25 protein-coding genes are annotated in these 25,494 nt (G+C 61.9%); 4 read left to right on the top strand and 21 right to left on the bottom strand.

The genetic code is table 11. The features are described 5' to 3' along the window. Nucleotides 1-7 precede the first annotated feature (7 nt). Nucleotides 8-937 (top strand): AEC family transporter, encoded by a 930-nt coding sequence (locus ACKLNI_RS02320; protein WP_413717383.1) that lies wholly within the window; start codon nucleotides 8-10, stop codon nucleotides 935-937. Between the two features lie 103 nt (nucleotides 938-1,040). Further along, nucleotides 1,041-1,217, top strand: coding sequence for a hypothetical protein (locus ACKLNI_RS02315; RefSeq protein ID WP_413717382.1), 177 nt, complete (start codon nucleotides 1,041-1,043; stop codon nucleotides 1,215-1,217). 14 nt (nucleotides 1,218-1,231) lie between these two features. Here ACKLNI_RS02315 and xylA read toward each other — a convergent pair whose 3' ends face one another. From xylA to ACKLNI_RS02255, 12 genes are all read right to left on the bottom strand, one after another. Beyond that, nucleotides 1,232-2,542: a xylose isomerase gene (xylA, locus tag ACKLNI_RS02310; RefSeq protein ID WP_413717381.1), complete on the bottom strand. Its 1,311-nt coding sequence runs from the start codon at nucleotides 2,540-2,542 to the stop codon at nucleotides 1,232-1,234. Next, nucleotides 2,539-3,978 (bottom strand): xylulokinase, encoded by a 1,440-nt coding sequence (gene xylB / locus ACKLNI_RS02305; protein WP_413717380.1) that lies wholly within the window; start codon nucleotides 3,976-3,978, stop codon nucleotides 2,539-2,541. Before xylB ends, xylA begins: the two co-directional genes overlap by 4 nt. A 1-nt stretch (nucleotide 3,979) precedes the next feature. Then, a complete protein-coding gene (locus tag ACKLNI_RS02300) occupies nucleotides 3,980-5,617 on the bottom strand; it encodes a dihydroxyacetone kinase subunit DhaK (protein WP_413717379.1) in 1,638 nt (545 codons plus the stop codon). A 15-nt stretch (nucleotides 5,618-5,632) separates the two neighbouring features. Continuing rightward, nucleotides 5,633-6,625 carry an ABC transporter ATP-binding protein gene (locus ACKLNI_RS02295; RefSeq protein ID WP_413717377.1) on the bottom strand — a complete coding sequence of 331 codons (993 nt, stop codon included), beginning with the start codon at nucleotides 6,623-6,625 and terminating at the stop codon, nucleotides 5,633-5,635. Then, complete coding sequence (locus ACKLNI_RS02290; protein ID WP_413717376.1) at nucleotides 6,618-7,715, bottom strand: ABC transporter ATP-binding protein; 1,098 nt, start codon at nucleotides 7,713-7,715, stop codon at nucleotides 6,618-6,620. Before ACKLNI_RS02290 ends, ACKLNI_RS02295 begins: the two co-directional genes overlap by 8 nt. Continuing rightward, nucleotides 7,715-7,909, bottom strand: a complete 195-nt coding sequence (locus ACKLNI_RS02285; RefSeq protein ID WP_413717375.1) for a hypothetical protein — start codon at nucleotides 7,907-7,909, stop codon at nucleotides 7,715-7,717. The genes ACKLNI_RS02290 and ACKLNI_RS02285 overlap by 1 nt, the downstream gene beginning before the upstream one ends. Nucleotides 7,910-8,014: 105 nt before the next feature. Beyond that, nucleotides 8,015-8,953, bottom strand: coding sequence for a carbohydrate ABC transporter permease (locus tag ACKLNI_RS02280; protein WP_413717374.1), 939 nt, complete (start codon nucleotides 8,951-8,953; stop codon nucleotides 8,015-8,017). After that, nucleotides 8,950-9,894 (bottom strand): carbohydrate ABC transporter permease, encoded by a 945-nt coding sequence (locus tag ACKLNI_RS02275; protein ID WP_413717373.1) that lies wholly within the window; start codon nucleotides 9,892-9,894, stop codon nucleotides 8,950-8,952. The genes ACKLNI_RS02280 and ACKLNI_RS02275 overlap by 4 nt, the downstream gene beginning before the upstream one ends. Before the next feature lie 71 nt (nucleotides 9,895-9,965). Continuing rightward, complete coding sequence (locus tag ACKLNI_RS02270) at nucleotides 9,966-11,285, bottom strand: extracellular solute-binding protein (protein ID WP_413717372.1); 1,320 nt, start codon at nucleotides 11,283-11,285, stop codon at nucleotides 9,966-9,968. Nucleotides 11,286-11,484: 199 nt separating this feature from the next. Then, nucleotides 11,485-12,660, bottom strand: a complete 1,176-nt coding sequence (locus tag ACKLNI_RS02265; protein ID WP_413717371.1) for a Gfo/Idh/MocA family protein — start codon at nucleotides 12,658-12,660, stop codon at nucleotides 11,485-11,487. 30 nt (nucleotides 12,661-12,690) lie between these two features. Continuing rightward, a complete protein-coding gene (locus tag ACKLNI_RS02260; protein ID WP_413717370.1) occupies nucleotides 12,691-13,743 on the bottom strand; it encodes a sugar phosphate isomerase/epimerase family protein in 1,053 nt (350 codons plus the stop codon). Nucleotides 13,744-13,767: 24 nt separating this feature from the next. Continuing rightward, complete coding sequence (locus ACKLNI_RS02255) at nucleotides 13,768-14,796, bottom strand: LacI family DNA-binding transcriptional regulator (protein ID WP_413717369.1); 1,029 nt, start codon at nucleotides 14,794-14,796, stop codon at nucleotides 13,768-13,770. A 133-nt stretch (nucleotides 14,797-14,929) separates the two neighbouring features. Between ACKLNI_RS02255 and ACKLNI_RS02250 the strand changes: the two genes are divergently transcribed. Then, a complete protein-coding gene (locus tag ACKLNI_RS02250) occupies nucleotides 14,930-15,904 on the top strand; it encodes a 2-dehydropantoate 2-reductase (protein WP_413717368.1) in 975 nt (324 codons plus the stop codon). 126 nt (nucleotides 15,905-16,030) lie between these two features. On the opposite strand, the gene ACKLNI_RS02245 is transcribed toward ACKLNI_RS02250, so the two are convergent. From ACKLNI_RS02245 to ACKLNI_RS02205, 9 genes are all read right to left on the bottom strand, one after another. Then, a complete protein-coding gene (locus ACKLNI_RS02245) occupies nucleotides 16,031-16,276 on the bottom strand; it encodes a MoaD/ThiS family protein (protein ID WP_413717367.1) in 246 nt (81 codons plus the stop codon). Further along, nucleotides 16,276-18,516: a xanthine dehydrogenase family protein molybdopterin-binding subunit gene (locus ACKLNI_RS02240; RefSeq protein WP_413717366.1), complete on the bottom strand. Its 2,241-nt coding sequence runs from the start codon at nucleotides 18,514-18,516 to the stop codon at nucleotides 16,276-16,278. The genes ACKLNI_RS02245 and ACKLNI_RS02240 overlap by 1 nt, the downstream gene beginning before the upstream one ends. Further along, on the bottom strand, nucleotides 18,506-18,994 hold the full coding sequence (locus tag ACKLNI_RS02235; protein WP_413717365.1) for a (2Fe-2S)-binding protein: 489 nt from the start codon (nucleotides 18,992-18,994) through the stop codon (nucleotides 18,506-18,508). The genes ACKLNI_RS02240 and ACKLNI_RS02235 overlap by 11 nt, the downstream gene beginning before the upstream one ends. Further along, the gene (locus ACKLNI_RS02230; RefSeq protein WP_413717364.1) at nucleotides 18,991-19,854 is read right to left on the bottom strand and encodes an FAD binding domain-containing protein; all 864 of its coding nucleotides are present in this window, start codon (nucleotides 19,852-19,854) and stop codon (nucleotides 18,991-18,993) included. The genes ACKLNI_RS02235 and ACKLNI_RS02230 overlap by 4 nt, the downstream gene beginning before the upstream one ends. Before the next feature lie 249 nt (nucleotides 19,855-20,103). Then, nucleotides 20,104-20,859: an ABC transporter permease gene (locus ACKLNI_RS02225; protein WP_413717363.1), complete on the bottom strand. Its 756-nt coding sequence runs from the start codon at nucleotides 20,857-20,859 to the stop codon at nucleotides 20,104-20,106. A 9-nt stretch (nucleotides 20,860-20,868) separates the two neighbouring features. After that, entirely contained in the window at nucleotides 20,869-21,669 is an 801-nt protein-coding gene (locus ACKLNI_RS02220; RefSeq protein WP_413717362.1) for an ABC transporter ATP-binding protein, read from the bottom strand. After that, nucleotides 21,656-22,417, bottom strand: coding sequence for an ABC transporter permease (locus tag ACKLNI_RS02215; RefSeq protein ID WP_413717361.1), 762 nt, complete (start codon nucleotides 22,415-22,417; stop codon nucleotides 21,656-21,658). Before ACKLNI_RS02215 ends, ACKLNI_RS02220 begins: the two co-directional genes overlap by 14 nt. A 70-nt stretch (nucleotides 22,418-22,487) precedes the next feature. Beyond that, the gene (locus tag ACKLNI_RS02210) at nucleotides 22,488-23,465 is read right to left on the bottom strand and encodes an ABC transporter substrate-binding protein (RefSeq protein ID WP_413717360.1); all 978 of its coding nucleotides are present in this window, start codon (nucleotides 23,463-23,465) and stop codon (nucleotides 22,488-22,490) included. A gap of 88 nt (nucleotides 23,466-23,553) precedes the next feature. Beyond that, nucleotides 23,554-24,255: a FadR/GntR family transcriptional regulator gene (locus ACKLNI_RS02205; RefSeq protein ID WP_413717359.1), complete on the bottom strand. Its 702-nt coding sequence runs from the start codon at nucleotides 24,253-24,255 to the stop codon at nucleotides 23,554-23,556. A 157-nt stretch (nucleotides 24,256-24,412) separates the two neighbouring features. Between ACKLNI_RS02205 and ACKLNI_RS02200 the strand changes: the two genes are divergently transcribed. Further along, the gene (locus ACKLNI_RS02200; protein WP_413717358.1) at nucleotides 24,413-25,099 is read left to right on the top strand and encodes a fumarylacetoacetate hydrolase family protein; all 687 of its coding nucleotides are present in this window, start codon (nucleotides 24,413-24,415) and stop codon (nucleotides 25,097-25,099) included. Nucleotides 25,100-25,494 lie beyond the last annotated feature (395 nt).

Below are 25,494 nucleotides of genomic sequence, written 5' to 3'. Positions count from 1 at the left end.
GACGCACGTGCAGGCCCTACTTGATGTCATTCTTCCAGTCTTCATCCTGATCGGTTTCGGCTACGCATCCGTGTGGCGCGGCTATTTCAGCGAAGCCGGTGTGGACGCCATCATCAAGTTCACGCAAAGCTTCGCCATTCCCTGCCTTTTGTTCCGCGCAATCTCGACGCTGGATCTGGATCAGGGCTTCAGTGTCGGCCTTCTGGCGAGTTTCTATCTCGGTGCCTCGCTGAGTTTTGCCCTCGGGATACTCGGAGCCCGGCTTCTCTTTTCACGAAACTGGCCGGATTCGGTGGCAATCGGGTTTTGCTGCCTGTTTTCCAACTCATTGCTTTTGGGTCTGCCGATCACCGAGCGAGCTTACGGCCCGGACGCACTTGTGGGCAATTATGCCATCGTGGCGCTGCATGCCCCCTTCTGTTTCCTGTTGGGCGTTACGGCGATGGAGATTGCAAAAGGCTCGGGAAAGAGGTTTTTCGGCGCGATCTCCTCGGTGTTCTGGGCATTGACGCGGAACGCGCTGGTCATCGGCCTCGCACTTGGGCTCTTGGTCAACGTAACGGCCGCTCCCATGCCGCATGTCCTAACCGACGCAATCGACATGATGGTGCAAGCTGCCCTGCCCGCCGCACTGTTTGGGTTGGGAGGCGTGCTGGTCAGATATCGCCCCGAGGGAGACCTGAAAACCATAGCTATGGTTTGCTGCATCTCTCTTGTCGTCCATCCGACGATTTCGTGGATCGCTGCCACATCCTTTGCACTTGACCGAGACTCGTTCCGATCGGTGGTGCTAACCGCAGCGATGGCACCGGGGGCAAATACATACATTTTCGCCAACATGTACGGCGCCGCCCGACGCGTGGCTGCTTCGTCTGTCTTGTTCTCGACTGTCGCATCGGTTGTGACGATTTGGCTGTGGCTTTTCGTGTTGCCTTAATCTCCGCTCCAGCGCGAAACATTAACCGAATTGATACCCCGATTGTGCCCTTACTAGGCCACAAAGAAAGTGTTTCGTCAGTGTCGGAGGATCAGGAGTATCGATGATGAGTAATGTAATCGCATTCCCGGAACCGAAGACGCGCCAGACGGTAAGACCTGTTCACAGGACCGGGCCGGTTACACTGTTCGTCCACGTCAAGCGCGCCACCCTGATCGCCCATCTGACCGGACGCACGCCATCGGCCAGCGCCAAGGATGAACGCGTCGGCAAGAACTGACGACCGTGGCCACTCTAGGCTTTCTCGATCACCGCGTTGACCAGGTTCTCAAGGCGTTCCTGCCGTCCGGATTTGGGTTCGGGACGGAGATCGCTGGACAGCACCATGTCCGACAGCTCTGCAAGGCTGGCGCCTTTGATCTTTTTGCCGGCGTCAGTTTCCCACCCCGCGTATCGCTCGGCACGCATTTTCTCTAGTCGACCGTCTTCCAGCAGTGCAGCCGCGGCCTTGAGGCCCCGGGCGCAGACATCCATGCCGCCGACATGGGCCAGAATCAGGTCTTCGGGATCGAGGGATTGGCGACGCAGTTTGGCGTCGAAGTTCGTGCCTCCGGTCGTGAAGCCGCCAGATTTCAGTATCTCGTAATAGGCAAGGGCTACCTCCGGCACATTGTTCGGAAACTGGTCGGTGTCCCATCCAGACTGATAGTCGTTCCGGTTGATATCGATGGAGCCGAGAATTCCGAGGCTAGCCGCAAGGGCGAGTTCGTGCTCGAAACTGTGGCCTGCCAGAATGGCGTGACCCTGCTCGATATTGACCTTGACCTCATTTTCCAAGCCGTACCGCTTCAGGAAACCGTAAACAGTGGCAACGTCGAAATCGTACTGATGCTTTGTGGGCTCCTGCGGCTTGGGTTCGATCAGGATGGTGCCTTTGAAGCCGATCTTGTGCTTGTAGTCGATCACCTTCGATAGCATGGCCGCGGCTTGATCAGCCTCGCGCCCGAGATCTGTGTTCAGCAGTGTTTCATAGCCTTCGCGGCCACCCCAAAGCACATAGTTCGCGCCACCGAGCTTGTGGGTTGCGTCCATGCACGCCTTGATCGTTGCTGCCGACCAGGCAAACACCTCCGGGTCCGGGTTCGTGGCCGCCCCCGACATGAAACGGCGGTGCGAAAAGAGATTGGCCGTGCCCCAAAGCAGTTGTGTTCCTGTGGTTTCCATCTTTGCGGCGAAATAGTCGGTGATCTCTTCGAGGTTCCGAAGATTTTCCGCGAAGCTTTGGCCCTCGGGTCGAACATCGGCATCGTGAAAACAGAAGTATGGCTGTCCAAGGAGGCGGAACATCTCAAAGGCTACGTCGGCCTTCAAACGGGCCAGTTCCATTCCGTCGCCGAACCAGGGCCGATCGAACGTGCGGCCACCGAACGGGTCGCCACCTTCCCAAGCGAAGGAATGCCAATAGGCCACTGCGAGGCGCAGATGGTCCTCCATCCTGCGGCCCGCGACCATCTCGTCCGGATTGTAGTGACGGAAGGCGAATTCGTTGTCCGTCTCAGGGCCCTCGTACCGGATCTGCGGGATGTCCCCAAAGAACGACGTCATCTGATCTCTCCAATTGCTTTCTGTGCGGCCTTGTACCGGTACATACCCTCGTCGAATGCCACCATCAGGGAAGTCTCCGGATCGATGCTATCCGAGATGTGCGGCGGCGTCGCGACCGTTTCAATTTCTCCAGTGGCAACCATCATCCCGAGCCGGGCGGCGCCGAACGCCGCACCGAGCTCTGCCGACGACGGCAGATCGATCGGGCAATTCAGTGCGGTGGCAATCGCCTTGAGCCAATACCGGGAACGCGCGCCACCACCCACGGCGGTCAGACGATCGATCCGTGTTCCCGTTGCCGAAAGCGCATCCCTGCAGTCGCGGAGCGCGAACGCCACCCCTTCGAGAACAGCGCGCGTGCCTGCCTTTTGATCTGTCGCATGCTCAAGTCCAAGAAACGCCCCGCGAATCCCGGCATCATTCAGTGGCGTTCTTTCCCCGCCAAGATAGGGTAGGAAGACCGTCTTTCCGGGAGCTTCGAGCGCATCCAAAGCACCTGTTAATGCTGCCGCATCCTGTCCGACGAACCGGCCATACCAGTTGAGCGCATCGGTCGCGGCAAGGATGACTCCCATCTGATGCCAAGCCCCTGGAATCGCGTGACAGAACGTATGCACCGCCGTAGCCGGATCGGGGCGATAGCTTTCGTTGGCGGCAAAGAGAACGCCGGATGTTCCAAGCGAAACAAACGCCTGTCCGGGCGAAACGACCCCCATTCCGATGGCGGAGGCCGCATTGTCGCCCGCTCCTCCTGCAATAGGAACCCCGGCGGGTAATCCGTAACGGGTGGCGATGTCGGAGCGCAATGCTCCGGAATTTTCCGAACCCTCGACCAGTCTCGGCATGGTTGAGCGATCAAGGTTTGTCTTGGCAAGGAGTTCGTCCGACCAGTCGCGCCCGCCCGTATCGAGCCAGCTGGTTCCCGCCGCATCCGACATCTCCGACACCGCCTCGCCGGTCAGCCAGAGCCTCAGGTAGTCCTTCGGAAGAAGCACACGCGCGACGTCACGGAAGACCTCAGGCTCGTTCCGCTCGACCCAGACCAGTTTCGGCGCGGTGAACCCCGGAAAAACGATGTTTCCCGTGATTGCCCGAAACGCAGGATCGGCATCAAGTTCCGCCGCCTCGGCATGGGAGCGGGTGTCGTTCCACAGAATGCACGGCCGCAGGACGCCATCGTCCTTCCCAAGGAGAGTCGCGCCATGCATGTGACCGGAAAGCCCAATGCCCCTTACCCCGGAGAGATCGATCTCGGCGGACAACTGGCTGAGAGCGGCCTCGGTCGCCGCAATCCAATCTGCAGGATCTTGCTCCGACCAACCCGGATGAGGACGCGAAACATCAATAGAGGCGCTGGCCGAAGCGACGACTGACTGCTCTTCGTCAATGAGAACAGCCTTTACGCCGCTGGTTCCAAGATCCAAGCCAAGGTACATGTCAGTGGGTCACCTGCGCATCAGTCGCCATGAATTCAAAGAGTCGCGCCACTGCCTCGGCGCCGGGATCGTTGTGACCCTTCAGGCTAGCTTCCGCAATATAACTTGCACGCCCGGCCTTTGCCTTGGTGATCGAGGCGGTGTGATCGGCACCTTTTCTCGCTGCTGAAGCCGCGGAGGCGACACCTTCGGACAGGGCATCGAGCGCCGGTTCCAGAGCATCGATCATCGTGCGATCGCCTTGCGCCGCACCTCCGACCTGACGGATCCGATCGAGACCGGCCTTCAAAGACCCGACCGCATCCTGCCCGCTGGCGGAGGCGTCACCTGCGGCGGCGAAGAAGATCGCGAGAAGAACGCCGGAGGAGCCTCCCATCGTCTGGCTCAGCTCAAGACCGATCGCCCGGTATAGTTGAGTTGCATCGGCGAGAGGCAAGCGATCACGAGCTTCGATCAAGGCGCGCGCGGCGGAGGCAAGAGTAGAGCCAGTATCACCGTCACCGGATTTGGCGTCGAGCGCATTCAGGTCGCTTTCCGCAGCGATCAACGCGTTGCAGCAGCGTGCGAGGAACGCGGCCATGCGGTCGTCCTTCGACGGCTTCGGCTGGATCGGTGTCAAACCATCGGGCAACGGCACGACCACGATCTCCTCCACCCTGTGGCAGCCTGGCCAAGCCCAGGGAGCGACGGGGGCGATAAGCGCCGCTTCGTCAGCCGCGCTGACAGGAAGCACCGAAACCGAGAAGCCCTGCATGTCCAGCGAGGTCATCATGGGTGCGGGACCGATCATCCATTGAATCCTGGAACCGATCCGCGATGCAACCAGTTCCTCGGCGAGGATTGCCATCTCCAGCGGTGTCGCGCCGCCCAGATTGTTGAGAAGAGCAACGTAATTGCCCTCACCCATCGACGGCGCAAGGCGATCCACGACCATTCCCATCGCCGCGGCTGCGCCGGCGAAATCGACTTGCTCCACGCCCGCCTCACCATGAATGCCAAGCCCCAGTTCCGCCTTCCCGTAGGCAATTCGTTCTTCTTTCGGAGACCCAGGAACGGTGCAGGTATCCAGTGACATTCCGATCGAGGCCACTCCGTCGATGACGCGCTTCGCCGCCTCGGTCACGTCATCCAGCGATGCGCCCTGCTCTGCCAGTGCCCCGGCGATCTTGTGAACGAACAAGGTGCCGGCAACGCCGCGCGGCTGCGGAAGATCCGGCAGGGCGACATCGTCATCGACCACCACCATGCTGACATTGAGGCCAAAGGCCCGTGCGCGTTCCGCGGCAAGGCCGAAATTCAAACGGTCGCCAGTGTAGTTCTTCACGATCAGGAGGCATCCCGCGTCGCCCGTGACGGCCAGAATACCCGCGAGAACGGCATCGACGGAGGGCGAGGCGAAAACATCGCCGCAGACCGCCGCCGTCAGCATGCCTTTGCCGACAAACCCCGCATGGCTGGGTTCGTGCCCCGATCCACCGCCCGAAATCAGCGCCACCTTGGATTTGTCCCAATCCGTTCGAACGACGACACGAATGTGCGGATAGCCATCCAGACGCGCCAGTCGCCCACCGCCTGTGCGCAACGTTCCGTCTATGGCTTCGTTGACCAGCCTTTCACGGCTGTTGATGAACTGCGGCATCCTCGTGTTCCTCCCTCAGATACGCGCGCCGCTGGCATCGAAATAGAGCGGGTCGCGCGGCGCAATGGCGATTGCGTCGCCGGTTTTCAGTTTGGTGTGCGGATCGGCCAGCGTGATAATCCCGTGGCCATCCAGATCGAGATGCAGGCGGGTCTGGTCGCCAAGGTGTTCAACCCGAACGACTTTTGCAGCCTTTCCGTCGCCTTCCGCGATGTGCTCCGGACGAAGCCCGATAGTCTTTGCTCCCGATGGAGCGCCGGGAAAGAGATTGGCCGGAAGCGTATTGATCCTGGGGATTCCAAGGCGTCCGGCGACATAGAGGCTGACCGGGTTCTCGTATATCTCGCGCGGCGTCCCATATTGAACGAGTCTCCCATGATCCAGCACGCCCACATGCGTCGCCATGGTCATGGCTTCGATCTGATCGTGAGTCACATAAAGGAGCGTCGCGCCAAGATCGGACTGGATGCGCTTCAACTCGACCCTCAGATCGGCGCGCAACTTGGCGTCGAGGGAGGACAATGGCTCGTCCATGAGGTAGACATTCGGACGCCTGACCAACGCGCGACCAATCGAAACCCTTTGCATTTCGCCGCCCGAAAGCGCTGTCGCCTTGTTGTCCAGCTTGTGGGAAATCTGAAGAATTTCCGCGACTTCAGCCACACGCTTTGCGATCTGCTCCGCGGGCGTTTTCAGGATCGGGGACTTCAACGGGAAGGCGAGGTTCTCCCGCACGGTCATATGCGGGTAAAGCGAATACTGCTGGAAGACCATCGCCACGTCACGCTGGGCGGGTGTGAGACCCGCCACCGAGTGGCCGGCAATGCGGATGTCGCCGCGGTCGGGCTCTTCCAGCCCGGAAATCAGCCGCAGGGTCGTCGTCTTGCCTGCACCGGTCGGTCCAAGAAGGACAACGAATGCACCGTCGGGCACTTCCATCGAGATATCCGCGACCGCAATGTCGCGGCCGAAGCTCTTGCTCACACCATCGAGAACTACGTCAGCCATGAGCAAGAACCCTCTCGTTCGCAGCCGAGCGAAGCGCGATACCGGTGTTGGCCTCGAATACCGTCACCGTGTTTCCGTTGAATTCGAGACCGACATTTTCACCTGCATTAACAGATGCTTCCGATCCGGTCCTCGCCTTGATTTCTCCGTTCGGCGTCTTGATCGTCACGATCTGCGTCGTACCCAGATACTCGGTTGCTATCACTTTGCCCCTATAGGGGGCAGCTTCGCTGAGATGGACGTGTTCGGGGCGGACACCGAGGACAAGAGGGCCCTTTGCGCCATCGCGCAGGTCGGGAACAAGGAAATCGTGCCCGTTCATCTGGACGCTGCCCCGGCCCGCTTCAGCCACCCCGTCGAAGCGGAGAAAATTCATCGGTGGTGAGCCAATGAACTCTGCCACGAACATCGTGGCCGGCCAGTCGTAGATGTCCTGAGGCACGCCGAACTGCTCGATAACCCCATGATTCATAACGACGATCTTGTCTCCCATCTGCATCGCCTCGAGCTGGTCATGGGTGACGTAGACGGTTGTCGCGCCCATGCGGTCATGAAGTGCGCGCAGTTCTTCCGCCATGTGCTCCCGGAACTCGGCATCCAACGCGCCGAGGGGTTCGTCCATCATGAACGCCTTAGGTTCGCGCACGATGGCTCGGCCGAGGGCGACGCGCTGGCGGTCGCCGCCGGAAAGTCCGCCGACGGGGCGGTCGAGAATGTCCTCGATTCCGAGGATGCGGGCGACTTCGGCGACCTTCTCCTTCACCTTTGCGCGGGGCATGCCCTGACTTATCAGGGGGTAGGAGATGTTCTTGCGAACATTCATGTGAGGGTAGAGCGCGAACATCTGGAAAACAAAGGCGATATCGCGTTCGGATGCGGGTCTTTGGCCCACTTCCTCGCCATCGATATAGATCTCGCCCGATGTCGGCAGTTCCAGTCCCGCGATCATCCGAAGAGTCGTGGTCTTGCCACAGCCGGAGGGACCGAGCAGCATGAAGAACTCGCCGTCTCCTATCGTGAAGGAGGATGACTTCACGGCATTGAAGTCCCCGAAATCCTTACGCAAATTCTTGATTACGATCTCGGCCATCAGTCGCCCTCCGGGAAGTGGCTGACGACGATGAACATGACCGTTCCCACCAGCGTCACGATGAAGGAATAGGTATAGGCCCAGATCACGAAGGGCTGCATCAGCATGATGACGCCAAGGGCGATGAGGATGGAGGCCACCATCTCCCACGGGCCGCGGCGGAGCTTCAGAAGGCCGTTCACGAAGTCAGACATGAGCTGTCTCCCGGCCGGTCGGCAAAGCGTCTGCAAGACGTCGGCAAAGCGTATGGCAAAAGGTATGGCAACCTGTGGATAACCTTTCTTGTGAAATGTTTTCCGTCATTTGCGCACCGCTCCGAATGTGATGCCCCTGAGGAGATGCTTTCTGAGAAGCACGGTGAAGACCATGACCGGGATCAGGAACAGCGTCGCGCCTGCCGCGACGGCGGGCCAGTCCTGTCCGCCCACCCCGATGATCGTCGGGATGAAGGGTGGCGCGGTCTGCGCGTTGCCCGAGGTCAGGAGGACGGCGAAGGCGTATTCGTTCCAGGCGAAGATCAGGCAGAAGATCGCGGTCGAGGCGATGCCGGTCGCGGCCTGTGGCAGCACGACCTTCATGAAGGCCTGGAACCGGGTGTAGCCGTCGATCAGCGCGGCTTCCTCGTACTCGCGCGGGATACCGTCGATGAAGGACTTCATCAGCCAGACGGCCAGCGAGATGTTCACCGCCGTGTAGAGAAGGATCATGCCCAGATGGGTATCGCTGAGACCCAGTTCCCGGAACATCAGGAAGATCGGGATCGCGACCGCGATGGGCGGCATCATTCGGGTCGACAGGATGAAGAACATCAGGTCGTCTTTCAGCGGCACCCGGAAGCGCGAGAAGGCATAGGCCGCCATGGTGCCCAGGAACACGGCCAGGAAGGTCGAGCCGAACCCGATGATGACCGAGTTCAGGAAGCGTTCGCCATAGCGCGACGGCCCGACGATCACCATGTCGTACTGGCGCACGATTTCCTCGTACCAGGTCTGGGGCGGGTTCGCGGCGAGGTATTCCTCGGTTTGACGGGTGCGCGTCGTGAACAGGTTTACGTAGCCTTCTACCGTCGGCTCGAAGAAGACCTTGGGCGGATAGCTGATGGCGTCGGACGGCGACTTGAACCCGGTCGCGATGATCCAGAGGAGAGGGATCATCGTGATGACCGCATAGAGGACCACGAGCGTGCCGGCGATCCATTTCTGCCGGTTCGACGGTTCGGTGATGGAATAGGCGCTCATCTGTCTTTCACCGCGTTCAGGGCCTTCACGTAGATCGAGGCAAGGCCGAAGACCGTCACGAAAAGGATTATGGCGTACGCGCTGGCATAGCCCGTGCGCCATTTCTCGAAGGCTTCCCGTTTCAGGTTGATGGAGGTGAGTTCCGTCACCGAGCCGGGCCCCCCGCCTGTCAGCTGGACGACCAGATCGAACATCTTGAAGTTCTCGATGCCCCGGAAGAGCACCGCCAGCATCAGGAAGGGCAAGGTCATCGGGACGGTGATCGTCCAGAACTGCCGCCACTTGGACGCACGGTCGATCTCGGCGGCCTCATAGATGTAGTCGGGGATCGATCTGAGACCGGCGAGGCAGATCAACATCACGAAGGGCGTCCACATCCAGGTGTCCACGATCACGATGGACCATGGCGCCAGATTGACTGAACCGATCATCTCGAAGCTTGAGGGATCGGCGCCGGTGAAGAAGGCGACAATGTAATTGAAGAGTCCGATCTGCGGCTGGTAGAGGAAGGTCCAGAAGTTGCCCACCACTGCCGGGGACAGCATCATCGGCAGGACGATCACGGTCGTCCAGAAGGGCGAGCCCTTGAAATTCTTGTTGATCAGATAGGCCAGAGTGAAGCCGATCAGGACCTGGAAGAAGATGGTCCAGAACAGGAAATGCGCCGTGGCCTGCATCGTGAGCCAGATATCGCTGTCGGTCAGGATCCGCTCGTAGTTCTGAAGCCCCACCCACTCGACCTCGCGGTTGCGGTTCGCGCGGAAGTTCGTGAACGAGAGCCGGATCGTCCAGATCAGCGGGAAGATGTTCACCGCCAGAAGCAGGAAGATGGTCGGCGCGACGAATATCCATGCGATGGTGCGATCCGAGAAGCCACGGATACGCCGGGCCACCTGTGGCGGGGTCGCCTTGGCGGCACGATCTGCGATCGAAGAAGTCATGGGGTGTCCCGGTGCTGGCGTGTCGGGTCAGGCGCGGCCCCGAAGGGCCACGCCGTCGCTCGGGAGGAAGCTTAGAGCTTGCCTTCGTCCTCGAAGACTTCGGTCCAGTCTTCGATCAACTTGTCGAGGGCTTCCTGAGCGGTGCCCTGGTCGGCCACGATGTAGTCGTGCAGCCGCTTCTGCATCGCGAGGAGCAGTTCGGCATAGGCCGGCTCCTGCCAGAAGTCCTGCACGCCATCCATGGCGACAAGGAAGTCTCCGGCGAAGGGCGCCGAGTCCTTGAAGGTCGGCCCCTGAAGCACCGAGTTGTGCGCCGAGTAGCCGCCCAGTTCCCACCACTTGGCCTGGACATCAGGCTGGGCGAACCACTTGATGTACTCAAGCGCTGCGTCCTGCTTTTCCGAGTAGGCGACAACCGAGATACCCTGCCCGCCCAGCGTGGACGCGGCAATGTTCTGCGGCGGGTTCACGAAGAAGTCGATCTTGTCGCCGCCGGTGTTCGGATCGGCATAAAGACCCGGGAAGAAGGCGAACCAGTTCATCGCCATTGCCACCTGGCCGGATTTGAACGCGTCGAGCGACTGTTCCATGTAGGCGTCGGTGTAGCCCGGCGGCGTGCAGCACTCGTAGAGCTCCTTGTAGAATTCGAGCGCTTCGACGGCCTCAGGCGAGTTTACCGCGCCCGCCATGTCGTAGCTGCCCGGCTCGTTCTCGTACTTGAAGCCCCAGGCATAGAGCGCGCCGGTCGCGCCCATGGTGATGCCTTCCGATCCGCGTTCGGTGAAGATCGAGACGCCGTAGCGGGTCTGTCCGTCGATCTCGCGGCCCTGGAAGAACTTGGCGATCTCCATGAGTTCCTTCTGCGAGGTCGGTTCGGCCAGGTCCTTGCCCGTCTCGGCCTTGTAGGCGGCCATGATGTCGGGGTTCGTGAACCAGTCCTTGCGATAGAACCAGCCATTGGCGTCGCCCATCGCGGGCAGCGCATAGTAGTTCGGGGTGCCCTTGGGCCAGGTCGAATAGGCATAAACCGTCGCCGGGGCGAAATCATCCATGGAGATGCCTTCGGCGTCGAAGAAATCGTTCAGCTTGACGTAGTGGCCGTTCTCGGCACCGCCCCCGATCCACTGGCTGTCGCCGATCAGCAGGTCGCAGAGCTTGCCGCCCGAGTTCAGCTCGTTCAGCATACGGTCGGCGAAGTTGGGCCAGGGTACGAATTCGAAATTCATCGAGTGGCCGGATTGGGCCTCGAATTCCTTGGACAGTTCGACAAGTGCGTTCGCAGGGTCCCATGCGGCCCAGCAAAGCGTCAGATCTTCAGCCTTGGCGGACGAAGCAGCGGCACTGGCGGCAGCTGCCACCGCGGCCGCGGCGAGCAGTCTGGTGGTCTTCATGAATTTACCTCCCATGTCATCGGACCCGACTCCGCCGAAGAATGCCGGTCGCGCGGGCCTCGTTGGAAGCGTAGTTGAGGTACGTTCCTCAAATCAACAGAAATTTCTGAGGTACGCCCTTCAAAATTATTCTCCAACATGGAAAAAGCGAAAGGCCCACGCCAAGAGCGCGGGCCTAAGCATCTGAAATCCATAGTTTCTATTTGACCGGCGAGACCCACGCCCCGTTGCGCTTGGACGAGCGCACACAGGCATCCACGAAAGCCACACCTTTGAACCCGTCCTGCACCGAAGGATAAACCACGCCCTCCGGCGCGCCCTCTCCCGCCTTCGCGGCGCGAATCGCGCGGGCCGCTTCGGTGTAGATATTGGCGAAGCCCTCGAGATACCCTTCCGGATGCCCCGGAGGGATACGGCTGACACGTCCCGCGGCCCCGCCTGAACCAGCGCCGCCCCGAGTGATCAGCCGCTTGGGCTGACCGAAGGGCGTGAACCAGAGATAGTTCGGATCCTCCTGCGCCCACTCCAGGCCACCCTTGGTGCCATAGACCCGGAGCCGGAGCGCGTTCTCGTTGCCCGGCGCGACCTGGCTGCACCAGAGCATCCCGCGCGCGCCGCCGTCGAAGCGCATCAGGACATGGCCGTTGTCATCCACCCGCCGCCCCTCGACGAAGGATTGCAGATCGGCCGAGAGCTCGGAGAGGGTCAGACCTGTGACGAAGGAAGCAAGGTTGAAGGCATGGGTCCCGATATCGCCGGTCGATCCGCCCGCCCCGGACCGGGCCGGATCGGTGCGCCAGCCTGCCTGCTTCTGCCCGGTGGATTCGAGATCCTCGGTCAGCCAGTCCTGCGCATATTCGACGTTGACCACGCGGATCTCGCCCAACTCGCCCGACGCCACCATCTCGCGCGCCTGACGCACCATCGGGTACCCGGTGTAGTTGTGGGTCAGGATGAACAGCGCGCCGGAGCTTTCGGCCGCCTGTACCATTCGCTTCGCCTCGGTCAGCGAGGCGGTCAGAGGCTTGTCGCAGATGACGTGAATGCCGCGCTTGAGGAATTCGCGCGCAACAGGATAGTGCATGTGGTTCGGCGTGACGATCGCGACGGCGTCTATCCCCGTCTTCAGCCGGGCCTCGCGCTTCGCCATCTCGGCGAAGTTGTCATAGACTCGGGACGGGTCGAGCCCCAGATCGCGGCCCGAGGCCTGACTTTTCTCGGGCGTCGAACTGAAGCAGCCGGCCACCAGTTCGTATTCGTCGTCGATCCGGCTGGCGATGCGGTGCACGCCGCCTATGAAGGCGTCGCGCCCGCCACCGACCATGCCGAGGCGGATGCGAGGCTCGCGGGCCTCTGAAGTGCCATCGATTGGCATGAGCTTGTCTCCCTAATCCGTTGTGATTGCTCAGATACCGAGCATCCGGCGGTTCGCGGCCTCATCCGTGCCGGCATCGGCGAAATCGTCGAAAGCCTTTTCCGTGACGCGGATGATGTGATCCTTGACGAACTGCGCCCCTTCGCGCGCGCCGTCCTCGGGATGCTTCATCGCACATTCCCACTCGACCACGGCCCAACCGTCGAAATCGTACTGGGTCAGCTTCGAGAAAACCGCGCTGAAATCCACCTGGCCATCGCCCAGCGACCGGAATCGTCCGGCCCGCTCCACCCAGGACTGGTAGCCGCTGTAGACACCCTGCCGGCCGGTCGGATTGAACTCGGCGTCCTTGACGTGGAACATGCGGATCCGGTCGTGGTAGATGTCGATATTGTCAAGGTAATCAAGGCATTGCAGGACGTAGTGCGACGGATCGTAGAGCATGCAGGCGCGGGCGTGGTTGCCTGTGCGCTCAAGGAACATCTCGTAGGTGATACCGTCGTGGAGATCCTCGCCCGGATGAATCTCGTAGCAGACATCCACCCCGCAATCCTCGGCATGGTCGAGGATCGGCTTCCACCGCGCCGCCAGTTCGTCGAAGGCCGTTTCGATCAGGCCCGCAGGACGCTGGGGCCACGGATAGACATAGGGCCAGGCCAGAGCGCCCGAGAACGTGGCATGGGCGTTGAGTCCGAGGTTCCGCGAGGCGGTCAGCGCCTTCTTGACCTGGTCCACCGCCCAGGCCTGCCGGGCCTTTGGGTTGCCGCGCACCTCGGGTGCGGCAAAGCCGTCGAACGCCTCGTCATAGGCCGGGTGAACCGCAACCAGCTGGCCTTGGAGGTGGGTCGAAAGTTCTGTCACCTCGATCCCGTTCGCAGCCGCCTTCCCCTTGAACTCGTCGCAGTAATCCTTTGACGATGCGGCCTTTTCCAGATCGAACAACCGGCCGTCCCAACTGGGCACCTGAACGCCGCGATACCCGCAATCGGCGGCCCATTTCGTGATGGCGTCCCAGGAATTGAACGGCGCCTCATCGCCCGCGAACTGCGCAAGAAACAGCGCGGGGCCCTGTATCGTTTTCATGATGTCTCCTCCCAATCCGTCCGTTCAGGACAGGTTTTCCTTGATTGCAATTTCTATTCTGATCTTTTCCTGGCCTTCGTTGATCTCGGCCTCGTCCGACTTGGCACGCAGCACGCGGACGGCACTGCGCACGATGTGCCCGACGTTCTGGGTGATCACGACGTCCACCGTGCCCTCCTCGAGCGCCTGCCTGCAGTGCGGTGTCAGTTCGTGCGCCACGACGACGATCTGATCCGAGAGGCCGCGCTCGGCGATGACCCTGGTCACGCCCCGGGTTCCGGCGCCGGCACAGTAGATGCCGATCAGGGGTCCCTGCCTGTCGATGCAGGCTTCGAGCACGGCGGCGACACGCTCGCGGTCGTCGCGGCCTTCGAGCGAGGGAAGCGCCAGAATGTTCGGAAAACGGCTGGCGATCACCTCGTCGAAACCGGCGCGCCGATCGACCATGTCCCGCGATTGGGTCGAGTTCACGATGACCGCCACACGTCCGGACCGACCACCGAGAAACCGCCCCATCAGCACCCCGGCCGTGCGGCCGGCCGCCATGTTGTCGATCCCGATGAAGTGATCGCGTTCGGAGTTCGGCTGGTCCGTGACGAGGGCGACGACGGTCAGGCCCCGCGCCTTGAGACGCGCGACCATGTCGCGGATCAAGGGGGTTTCGTGCCCCATGATCGCGACGCCGTCGGTCTGGGTCTGCAGGATCCTGCGCTCGACCTCGGCCAGGGCGGGAGGATCGCGGAACGTGGTGCGGATGACTTCCAGTTCGCAGCGCCAGTCGATCAGACCCGATCCGGCCTCGTCGACGGCGGCTTCGAGAGACTCGAGAAACTGGCTTTCCCCTTCGGGCAGTAGAAATACGAACCGGTAGCGGCGCTGGCGCGCGAGGTTGGCGGCGTTGATGTCGCGGACATAGCCAAGACGTTCCACGGCCTCGCGCACGCGGTCGACCGTCTTCTCTCGCACGCCCGGCCGAGAGTTCAGAACGCGATCGACCGTGGCAAGGCTGACGCCTGCCTCTTTCGCAATGTCATGGACAGTCGGCTTTCCCACGTCATCCTCCCGAAATCGACGTTAGCGCTCAAAGTTGAGGTACGTCAATCAAATCGCCTGTCCGGAGCGCTAAAGCCTTGCGAAGAAGAGCGGTTTGTAGGAGGTTTGCGCCTCCTGAGGAGGTAAGAATTCAATGAAAATCTGCATATTCGGCGCGGGCGCGATCGGGGGCTACATGGGCGCGAAGCTGGCCGGGGCCGGAGCCGAGGTGAGCCTTGTTGCACGCGGCCCGCACCTGGCGGCGATGCGCGCGAACGGGCTGACCCTGATCGAGGAGGACGGCACGACGAACGTGCCTGTCACAGCCTCGGACAATGCCGCAGATCTCGGACCTCAGGATTACGTCATCGTCACGCTGAAAGCGCACTCGGTGCCGCCCGTCGTGCCGAAGATGCAGCCGCTGATCGGGCCGGAGACGACCATCGTCTCGGGCGTGAACGGCGTGCCCTGGTGGTATTTCCACAAGATCGGCGGGCCTCTCGAAGGCACGCGGCTGGCCAGCGTCGATCCGGGCGACGCGCAGTGGAACGGTTTCGGTCCCGACCGGGTGCTGGGCTGCGTCGTGTACCCGGCGGCCGAGGTGATCGAACCGGGCGTGGTCAAGCATATCGAGGGCAACCGTTTTTCACTGGGCGAGCCCGACGGGTCGAAATCGGAACGCGCGCTTCGCCTGAGCGAAGCGCTGAGCGCGGCCGGGCTGAAGGCTCCGGTGCGTCCGAGGCTTCGCGACGAGATCTGGGTCAAGCTTTGGGGCAACCTGTCATTCAATCCGATCAGCGCGCTGACGCACGCGACGTTGGACGTACTTTGCACCGATCCGGGCACGCGGGGTGTGGCGCGGGCGATGATGCTGGAGGCGCAGGAGATCGCCGAGAAACTGGGCGTCAAGTTCCCGATCGATGTGGACCGCCGGATCGAGGGCGGCGCAGCGGTGGGCGCGCACCGGACCTCGATGCTGCAGGATCTGGACGCCGGCCGCCCGATGGAGATCGACGCGCTGGTCGGCTCGGTTCAGGAACTGGGCCGCGTCACCGACACGCCTACCCCCGCCATCGACACGGTTCTTGCCCTTGTCCAGCTAAGGGCGAAGGTCGCCGGGCTGTATTGAACAACAGACCGGGCGCGGCAGCCCCGGCGACCGGGGCAACCGGGATTTGCCTGTGTTTCCGAAATGATGAGTGGGGCGTCCTGCGGGGAACCGAATGATCCGGGTTCAGCGCGGCAAACGCGCGCCCTATCCCCCCACCATCCGCGGCATCATCACGATTTCCTTGGCCTCATCGATCGGAACGAACCAGGAGTCGCGATATATGAGCCCGTCCACGGAAAAGGAGATGCCCCGCTTGATCTGGGGTTCCAGCGCGGGCACCTCTTCGAGGATCGCGTCGATGGCCTCTTTCAGCGTCCGGGCCTCGACCTCGAGAACCTCGCGGTCGCCCGCAAGCGACCGCAGGGAACCCCAGAGCTTGACCCGGACCATTACCGCCCCTTGAGCGCCGCCAGGATTCGCGGCGGCGACATTGGAGTCTGCGACATCCGGACCCCGATCGAGCGTGAGACCGCGTTCGAGATCGCCGCAAGCGGCGGAACGATCGAGGTCTCGCCCACGCCCCGGACGCCGTAGGGATGGCCGGGGTTCGGGATTTCGAGAATGACGGTGTCGATGGCCGGAAGGTCGGACGCGACGGGAATCCGGTAATCGAGGAAACCCGGGTTCTGAAGGCGCCCGTCCTCTCCGTAGATGTATTCCTCGTTCAGCGCCCAGCCGATACCTTGCGCGGCACCGCCCTGCATCTGGCCTTCGACATAGTCGGGATGAACCGCCTTGCCGGCGTCCTGGAACACGGTGTAGCGGACGATCTTGGTCGCGCCGGTTTCCTTGTCCACCTCGAGATCGCAGATGTGGACGCCGAAGCTGACGCCCGCGCCTTCCGCATTGACCTCGTGATGACCGGCGATCGGCCCCCCGGTGTTTCCGGCGATGGCGGCGATCTCGGCCAGCGTCATGGGCGGGTGCTTTCCGGCGTTGGGCCCGGCCGGATGAACCGCGCCGTCTTCCCACCGCACCGCGTCTTCCTCGAGGTCCCAGAGCTTGGCGACCCGCCGGCACATCTCGGCCTTCGCGGCGCGCGCCGCCTCGATGGTCGCGAGGCCCACCATGAAGGTCACCCGGCTGCCGTCGGTGGTGTCATTGTAACCGAGCGACGCGGTGTCGGCCACGATGGTGCGGACCTTTTCGTACGGGATGCCCAATTCCTCGGCCGCCATCATCGAGATCGACGCCCGCGATCCGCCGATGTCGGGGTTGCCCTCGGTCACGCTGACCGTGCCGTCGGGATCGACGGCCAGCGAAACGGAGGCATTGCCACCAAAATTGAACCAGAAGCCGCAGGAAATCCCGCGCGACTGGTTCGGACCGAGAGGCGCGGAATAATGCGGGTGCGCCTTGGCCGCTTCCAGCGTGGCGGTCAGGCCGATATCGTTGAATGTCGGTCCGTAGGAGGACAGTGTTCCCTTCTTCGCCGCGTTCTTCAGCCGAACCTCGAGCGGGTCGAGATCAAGCTTCTGGCAGAGTTCGTCCACCACGCTTTCGATCGCGTAGACCGCCATCGGCGCGCCGGGCGCGCGATATGCCGCTTCTTTCGGACGGTTGGTCATGGCGTTGTAGCCATAGGTTCGCACCGCCTGGAGATCGTAGGCCGCAAAGGCCGCCTGAGCGGCCATGTAGGCTGTCTCGCAGGGGAATGCGCCCCCCTGGAGACGCAGATAAGCGCGGCCCGCGGTTATACGGCCGTCCCTGGTCATGCCGATCTCGACGTCGATCGAGGACGAGCAGGTCGGGCCGGTCGCACGGAACACCTCTTCGCGGCTCATCACGATCTTGACCGGGCGGCCCGACTTCCGGGACAGCGCTAGCGCGACGGGCTCGATGAACACGGTCGTTTTGCCGCCGAAGCCACCACCGATCTCGGAAGGCGTCACGCGAAGCTGGGCTTCGTCGATGCCAAAGAGGCCGGCGCAGACCGAACGGACGTGGTACTGGCCCTGGGTGCAGCACCAGAGCTCGCCCTTGCCCTCGGCGTTCAGCAGGCCGAGGCACGCGTGCGGTTCGATATATCCCTGGTGGGTGGCCGCGGTGCGGAAGCTGCGCTTGACCACCTCATCGGCCTTGGCAAGCCCGGCGTCTACATCGCCGTGGCCGAACTCCCAGTGACCCGTCACGTTTTCCGAGAAACCTTCGGGAACGGACTCATCGGCGCGCCCGGCCTGAACGATCGGCGCGCCGGGCTTCATCGCCTCGTCGACGTCGGTGACATGGGGCAGCACTTCGTAATCCACGACGATCTTTTCCAGCGCAGCGAGGGCAGCGCGGGGCGAGGTCGCGGCGACGGCGGCGACGGCATGTCCGTCATAGAGCGCCTTCTCACCCGCGAGGACGTTCTCGCGCACGTCGCGAAGGCTCTGGTCGCCGGTATCCGGCAGGTCGGCCTGGGTGACCACGGCCTTGACCCCCGGCATGGCCAAGGCGCCGGAGACATCGATCGACCGGATGCGGGCATGGGCGTGCGGGCTGCGCAGGATCATGCCGTGCAGCATGCCCGGCGCGCTCATGTCGGCACCGTACTGCGCCTTGCCGGTGACTTTCTCGATACCGTCGGGACGCCGGGTCCGGGTGCCGACGATGCTGAATTCGCTCTTCTTCACTCCATCATACGCCATGGCGTTCTTCCCTCATCGTTGCGGCGGCGCTTTGCACGGCCTTGATGATCTTGTCGTATCCGGTGCAGCGGCAGAGGTTACCTGCCAGCCAGTAGCGCACCTCCTCGTCGGTCGGGTCGGGGTGACGTTCGAGAAGGGCTTTGGCGGCGACCAGGATACCCGGTGTGCAGATGCCGCACTGAAGCGCCGCGTGGTCGATGAAGGCCTGCTGGAGCGGATGCAGGACACCCGCCTCGGCCACGCCTTCAATCGTACCGATCTCGGCGCCTTCCGCCTCGGCGGCCAGCACGAGGCATGAACAGACAAGGCGACCGTTCAGGGTGACGCTGCAGGCGCCGCAATCGCCGGTGCCGCAGCCTTCCTTGGTGCCCGTCAGACCCAGCCGGTTGCGCAGCGCGTCCATGAGCGTTTCATCCGGCGCGCAGACGAAGTCCAGCGGATCGCCGTTTACGGTGGTCGATACAAGAATTCCGGTCATGCTTTCTCCTTCGCGCGCTGATAGGCGATGCGCGCTGCGCGTTTCGCGAGAACTCCGACAACCTCGCGCCGGTATTCGACCGTTCCGCGCTTGTCATCGATCGGGCTGCAGGACTGACCGCAGAGTGCGGCCAGATCGGCAAGCACATCGTCCTCGAGTTTCGTTCCCACCAGCCGTGCGCCGGCGGCTTCATCAAGATAGGCGGTCGCCGACACCGCCCCCAGCGCGACGCGGGCTTCGATCACCGTGCCCGCTTCATCCAGCACCAGATTGACGCCCGCTGCCGCAACCGCGATGTCCATTTCGGTGCGTGGGATGAAGCGGAGATAGGCATCGGAGGACCGTGCGGGCCGCGGCGGCAAAAGGAGCGCCGTCACGAGCTCTCCGGTCTCCAGCGAGGTCTTGCCTGGCCCGGTCGGAATGCTGGCCACGGGAACCTGCCGCTGGCCACCCGGACCTTCGACGACGGCCACGGCATTGGCCGCGATCAGCGCAGGCACCGAGTCGGCGGCCGGAGAGGCGTTGCAGAGATTACCCACCATCGTGGCGCGGCCCTGAATCTGGGTAGATCCGATCAGTTGCGCCGCTTCGGCGACGCCCGGCCAGTCACGGACGAAGGCGGAGTGTTCCCCGAGTACCGCGCCTGGCACCCCTGCCCCGACACGATACCCGCCCGCCTCGCCCTGGACGTCCATGGCGCCCGGCAAATTCTTGATATCGACAATGACGCCGGGCGATACGCGTCGCGACTTCATCTGGACCAGAAGGTCCGTTCCTCCGGCCAAAACGACGCCGTTTCCCTTGGCGTCCACGAGATGCCGGACGGCATCTGCCGCATCCGCGGCTTTCACATACTGCATGCTGCGAGCCTCCTCTCCCCAGAACCCGAGACGGGTTTGACCCAACTCTAGGAGGAGTCCCGGGGGAAGACCAGAAGCGAAGTTTTCGTGCGCGGGCGTTCAGGTGTCGCAGCCAATCCGGCCGAGGGAAACGCCGAGGGGAGTCGTGTGGCGACCGATGATCCTGTTCCACTTCGCTCCCACAAGGAGAACCGCGTGCGGCCTCTTGCGCGCAAAGCGAAACCGGGCGCTTCGCAGCGCCCGGTCATATCATCCTCGCTTGGCCGCGTAGTAGGCGACACGCCTTTCGAGGTAGGCCAGGAATTCGGAAATCGTGAACGCGAGAGCGAACAGCACGATCAGAACCGCCCAGAAATGGCCCATCAGGAAGTTTGCCGAATAGAGCTCGAACAGCGCGCCGAACCCGACAATCGAGATCAGCAGCTGACCTATGATGACGCCCTTCACCGCACGGATGATTCCGATACGGACGCCCCCGAGAATTTCCGGCAGCGCCGCCCAGAAATAGATCTTGGTGAAGGCATCGATCGGCGAAGCGCCAAAGCTGTGCGCCATCTCGACCAGAGACCGGTTGATCTGCTTCACCCCGGCGCGCGAGTTCAGAATGATGATCCAGACGGCGAAGAGCGCCGTCGTGATGATGATCGACTTCATTCCGAAGCCGAACAGCACCATCAGAACCGGAACCAGCGCGGTCAGAGGCGCGCTGAGGAAGACGTTTACCCAGGGCAGAAGCAACTCGTCCAGCAAACGGCTCTTGCCCATCAGGATGCCGACGGTGATGCCGATGACGATGGCACTGAAGACGCCGGCGAAAAACGCGTAGCTGGTTTCGATCAGTGCTTTCTGGAACGCCGCGGTGCCGATGATTGAAAACAAGGTCGCGAAGACCTCGCTGAGCGGAGGAACGAAGAACGTCAGGTTGGCCTGACCGACGATCTCCCAGAGCAGCCCCCAGATGATGAGGGACGACATGCCGGGCAGACGATATCCGAAGACTTTCATGCCAGCCCCCTATTCCACGTAGCTGCGCAGCGAGGCCCAGATATTGTCGACGATGTCGAGATACTCGGGGTCACGCCGGATGTTGTCGACGCCCTTGTCGCGGAACGTCGACGGCCGGATGATCTCGGACACGCGGCTTGGACGCGGCAGCAGGATTGCGATCTGGTCAGACACGTAGACCGCCTCTTCGATCGAGTGGGTCACGAAGATGAACGTCTTGTTCTCGTGCTGCACGAGGCTCAGCAGGTCTTCCTGGAATTTGCGGCGTGTCTGCTCGTCCACCGCGGAAAACGGTTCGTCCATCAGCAGGACGTCCGCATCGACGGACAAAGCCCGCGCCAGCCCGACCCTTTGGCGCATGCCGCCCGACAGTTCATGCGGGTAGCTCTGCTCGAACCCGGCGAGGCCGACGTCCTTGATGTACTTCTCGGCAATCGCCTCGCGCTCGGACTTCGCAACGCCGCGCATCTCGAGTCCGAAGGCGACGTTCCGAATGACGCTGGCCCAGGGCAGGAGTGCGAAGTCCTGGAACACGAACGCGCGATCCGGACCGGGTCCGGATACCGTGACACCGTTGACTTCGACTTCTCCGGAGCTTGGCTCGAGAAGCCCGGCGATGATCTTGAGCAGAGTTGTCTTGCCGCATCCCGAAGGTCCGAGCAGCGACGTCAGCTGGCCACGGGGGAACTCCAAGGACATGTTGCGCAAGGCCTCGACCTGGCCATAGTTCTTGGAGATGTTGCGAACAGAGACAGCACTTTCGATCTTTGCGGTAGCGGGTTGCACAAGTGCTTCCTTAATCTGAGACATAGCCACGCTGATTTCCTTTGAAGAGGACCGTTTCAAGTTTCTCGAGGAGGTTCAGGAACAGAACCGCGAGAAGAATGATGGAGAAGATTGCCGCGTACATGCTGGGATAGTCAGCGATGGAACGGCTGTATGTGATGATGTCGCCCACTCCGGTTGGCGTGATCTTCAGTTCGGCGAGAATGGCTCCGATGAAGCCGGCCGAAACGCCGAGGCGCAGTCCGGCGAAGATCACCGGCGACGCGGCCGGGATGACGATTTTCAGCAGGATCTCGAGGCGGGACGCCAGGAACGCATGCCCCATTTCCTTCAGGGATTCAGGGGTGTTCCGCACCGCGCCGCTTGTGTTGAGGACGATCACGGGCATCGCCATGATGCAGACGACGAGAACCTTGGAGGTCAGACCGATGCCGTAGGCCAGCACCAGCAGCGGGATGAGCGCGGCCAGCGGCGCGGCCTGCATCACGATGAAGATGGGCGAGAACAGCCAGTCGAAAAAGTTGTTGAGACCGACCCAGAGACCGATCGCGATACCGAGAAAGGCGGAGATCAGCACGCCGATCACGAGCGGGCGAAGCGTTTCGGCATATGCTTCGAACATCATGCCGTTTCGGAACATCTCGAAAAGCGCGGCCATCGACTCGAGGAACGTGGGGAACGCGTAGCTTACGGGGATCCGCCCGGCGATTTCCCAGGCACCAAAGAGAATGGCGGCTGACAGCAGTTTCAGTAGGAGCGCACGACTGGGCATTTCAAGATTACCTTCGCATCCGGTGATTGCGCTGCCGCACCCCCAAGGGGCGCGGCAGCAGTTTCTTGGATCACTTCATCGCCGCGTCGAGCGGAGCGAGATACCAGAAGTCTTCGATGTTGAGCTCGGCCGGCGTGCCGTCGAGCTGACCGGCAGCGCTGTACCACTCCATGTCGGCCTGAGCCGCCTTGCGGCCGCCGCCATTGGGGTCGTAGAGACCGCCTTCGACGGCGTCTGAGTAGAAGCCGTCAAGCTCGGCCAGGATTTCTGCCGGCAGCTGACCGATCGGGCCGTCCGGATTCGTCTCGCGGCGAATGATGGTCGGGTCCTTGTGCATGTCCTGCCAGGTGCTGACCAGAGCATTGACGAAGATCGCCACGTCTTCCTCGTTCGCCTGGATCCAGTCCAGGTTTCCGAAGAGAGCTTCATCGCTGGCGTCGACGTCGAACATCTCGAGCACGTTGAAGTTGCCGCCCGCTTCGCTGCGCATCAGCTTGTTCTTGTTCGACAGGTCGATGATGGTTGCATCGGCACGGCCGCCAAGCAGAGCCGCAACGCGGTTGGACGAGCCGGGAACGTAGGACCGCTCGCCGAATTTGATGCCAAGGCGCTCTTCGATGACGTTGGCGATCGAGTCCGTTCCGCCGCCGCGCGAATGGAGGAGGATCGGCTCACCGTTCAGGTCTTCGAGGGACGAGTACTTCTTGGTCGTGACCGGGAAGAACTTCAGCTTCGACAGCTGGAAGATGATCCGGATCGGAGCCTTGGAGCGCTGCATGGCCGAGTAAGGCGTGCCGAAGCCGATATCCATCTGGCCGCTGAGCACCGCCTGGATCGCCAGTTCCTCGTCCGAGAACGCGGTCCACTCGTAGTCCAGACCGTTCGCCTTTGCGCGCTCGAGGGCCACGAAGAAGGCCGCCAGTTCGTCCGACGGGGTTTCAGCCAGAGCAATCCGGATCTTCTCTGCGTTGGCGGCGCCGACGCTCAATCCGATTGCCAGCGGCAGTGCGACCACCGCTGCTAGGGTTTTTTTCAGAAAATGTCTCATGCTTTCCTCCCTGAGATCATCCTGTAGTTACTGTTCATTCCGGCTTTCCGGCGTTCCCGCTCTTTTCCCGGACATCCTTAAAGCTGTTTCAAAACTCTCCAAAAAGGCGGTCGGCGACCGACTTCAAATGTGTGCGCATCGCGGTCTGGGCGGCAGACGGGTCGCGGCTCTCGATGGCCTCGACGATCTGACGGTGCTCCGCAAAACTGGTGTGATTTCCCGCAGGTCTTGCCGATGTCCGGATCACCGTGTTCCAGGCGACCGCCCGACGCACCGCGTTGAGGTGATCGAAGAGCGACAGGAGCAGGATGTTCTCGGATGCCTGCGCGAGAGCGCGGTGAAACAGGTCGTCGTTCGCTTCGTATTCGGCCCAGGTCGCGGCGTTCTCTGTCCGGTCACGCGCATCCCTGACCCGCGCCACAGAGGCTTCGGACGCATTGATCGCGGCTTCGCGTGCGATCGCAGGCTCAAGCGACAGGCGTGCGCGCATCAGAGTGACCGGCGTGACATGTTCGATAAGGTCGGCAAGCAAGCCATCGCCGTCCTGAAGTCCCTGCGACGCGATGAACGTCCCCTTCCCGACATGACGCCAGATCGATCCCTCGCGCTCCAGCGCATCAAAAGCCTTGCGCAGAGCCGATCGCGTGATCCCCAACCTGACGATCAGATCGCGCTCGGACGGAAGCCGGTCGCCAGGGCCATACCCGCCGTCTCTGATGAACGCGCGCAGAGCGACGACCGTGTCCTCGGTGTCGCCGTATTCGAATCTGAGGATCGCAGAATCTTCCATCGATTGGTTGACCAATTCTCCTTGCCAGATAACCGTAACGCACAATCTGACCGCCTAGCAACATAAAAAATCGATATTTCTGATATTGGTTGCGATTGATTTGCCGATTGGTGTGAGCTAGATGAATGGAAACATTGTCCCATCACCGGAGGAAAGCATGGCCAAATACGTAATCGACCCGCCCGAAACAGTAGCCCTTCCCGTAGCAGGTACTGATGCTGTTTTCCCCGTTCGGCGCGTCTATTGCATCGGTCGGAACTATGCCGCGCATGCGATCGAGATGGGGCACGACCCGAATCGCGAACCCCCCTTCTTTTTCCAGAAGAACCCGAACAACCTGGATGCGTCCGGCACGTTTCCCTATCCGCCGCACAGCTCGGATGTTCACCACGAGGCGGAGGTCTATGTCGCACTGAAATCCGGCGGAACGAATATCTCGGTCGATGACGCGCTGGATCACGTCTATGGCTATGGCCTCTCGCTGGACATGACACGCCGGGATCTTCAGGGAGAGATGAAGAAAATGGGACGCCCCTGGGAAATCGGAAAGGCGTTCGAGCGTTCCGCGCCCTGCGGGCCGATCCACCCGGTTTCCGAAGTCGGACACCCGTCCGAAGGAAAGCTGCTTCTGACGGTCAATGGCGAGACCCGGCAAGAGGGCGACCTGAACCAGATGATCTGGAAGGTGCCGGAGATGATTTCCTATCTCAGCGAGTACTTCGAGCTGGCACCGGGCGACGTCATTCAATCCGGCACGCCAGCCGGTGTCGGAGCCGTCGAGCGGGGCGATGTCATGGTGATGACGGTGGATGGGCTTGGAAGCCTGACGGTCAACGTCGCCTGAGGCATCGGCACCGTGCCAAGACCATTCCATTTTACAGGAGCGCGCGTCGGATTTCGGCGCGCGTTCCAGTTTTGCGATGGTTGGCGGACGGGATAGGTTGGCAGATGCGGCGGACCTTTCCGATCCTGTTACTCTCTCACACTTCTTGTTTCCGCTGCCATTCCAGCTTCCTTGAGCATTGGATCCAAGCGGGCGGGGCTCTCCTGAGACTCTGTTTTACAAACAAAAGTGAGAATGATACGGACCAACTTGTCGATCCCGCCCAGTGTCCTTCCCCCCTAGAACTGGGCCATTACTTTGGCCGCGAGAGGGGGATTGGGCATGGCGAGGAAGCGACATTCAGACGAAGACATCTTGAAGCTGCTGCGTGAGATTGAGCTGAAGCTGACGGCTGG

Origin of the sequence: Silicimonas lutimaris, assembly GCF_047314965.1 — a bacterium.
Lineage (GTDB): Bacteria > Pseudomonadota > Alphaproteobacteria > Rhodobacterales > Rhodobacteraceae > JAVJUV01.
Note: the sequence above shows the minus strand (reverse complement) of the source record. Positions and strands in the feature narration are given on the sequence as shown.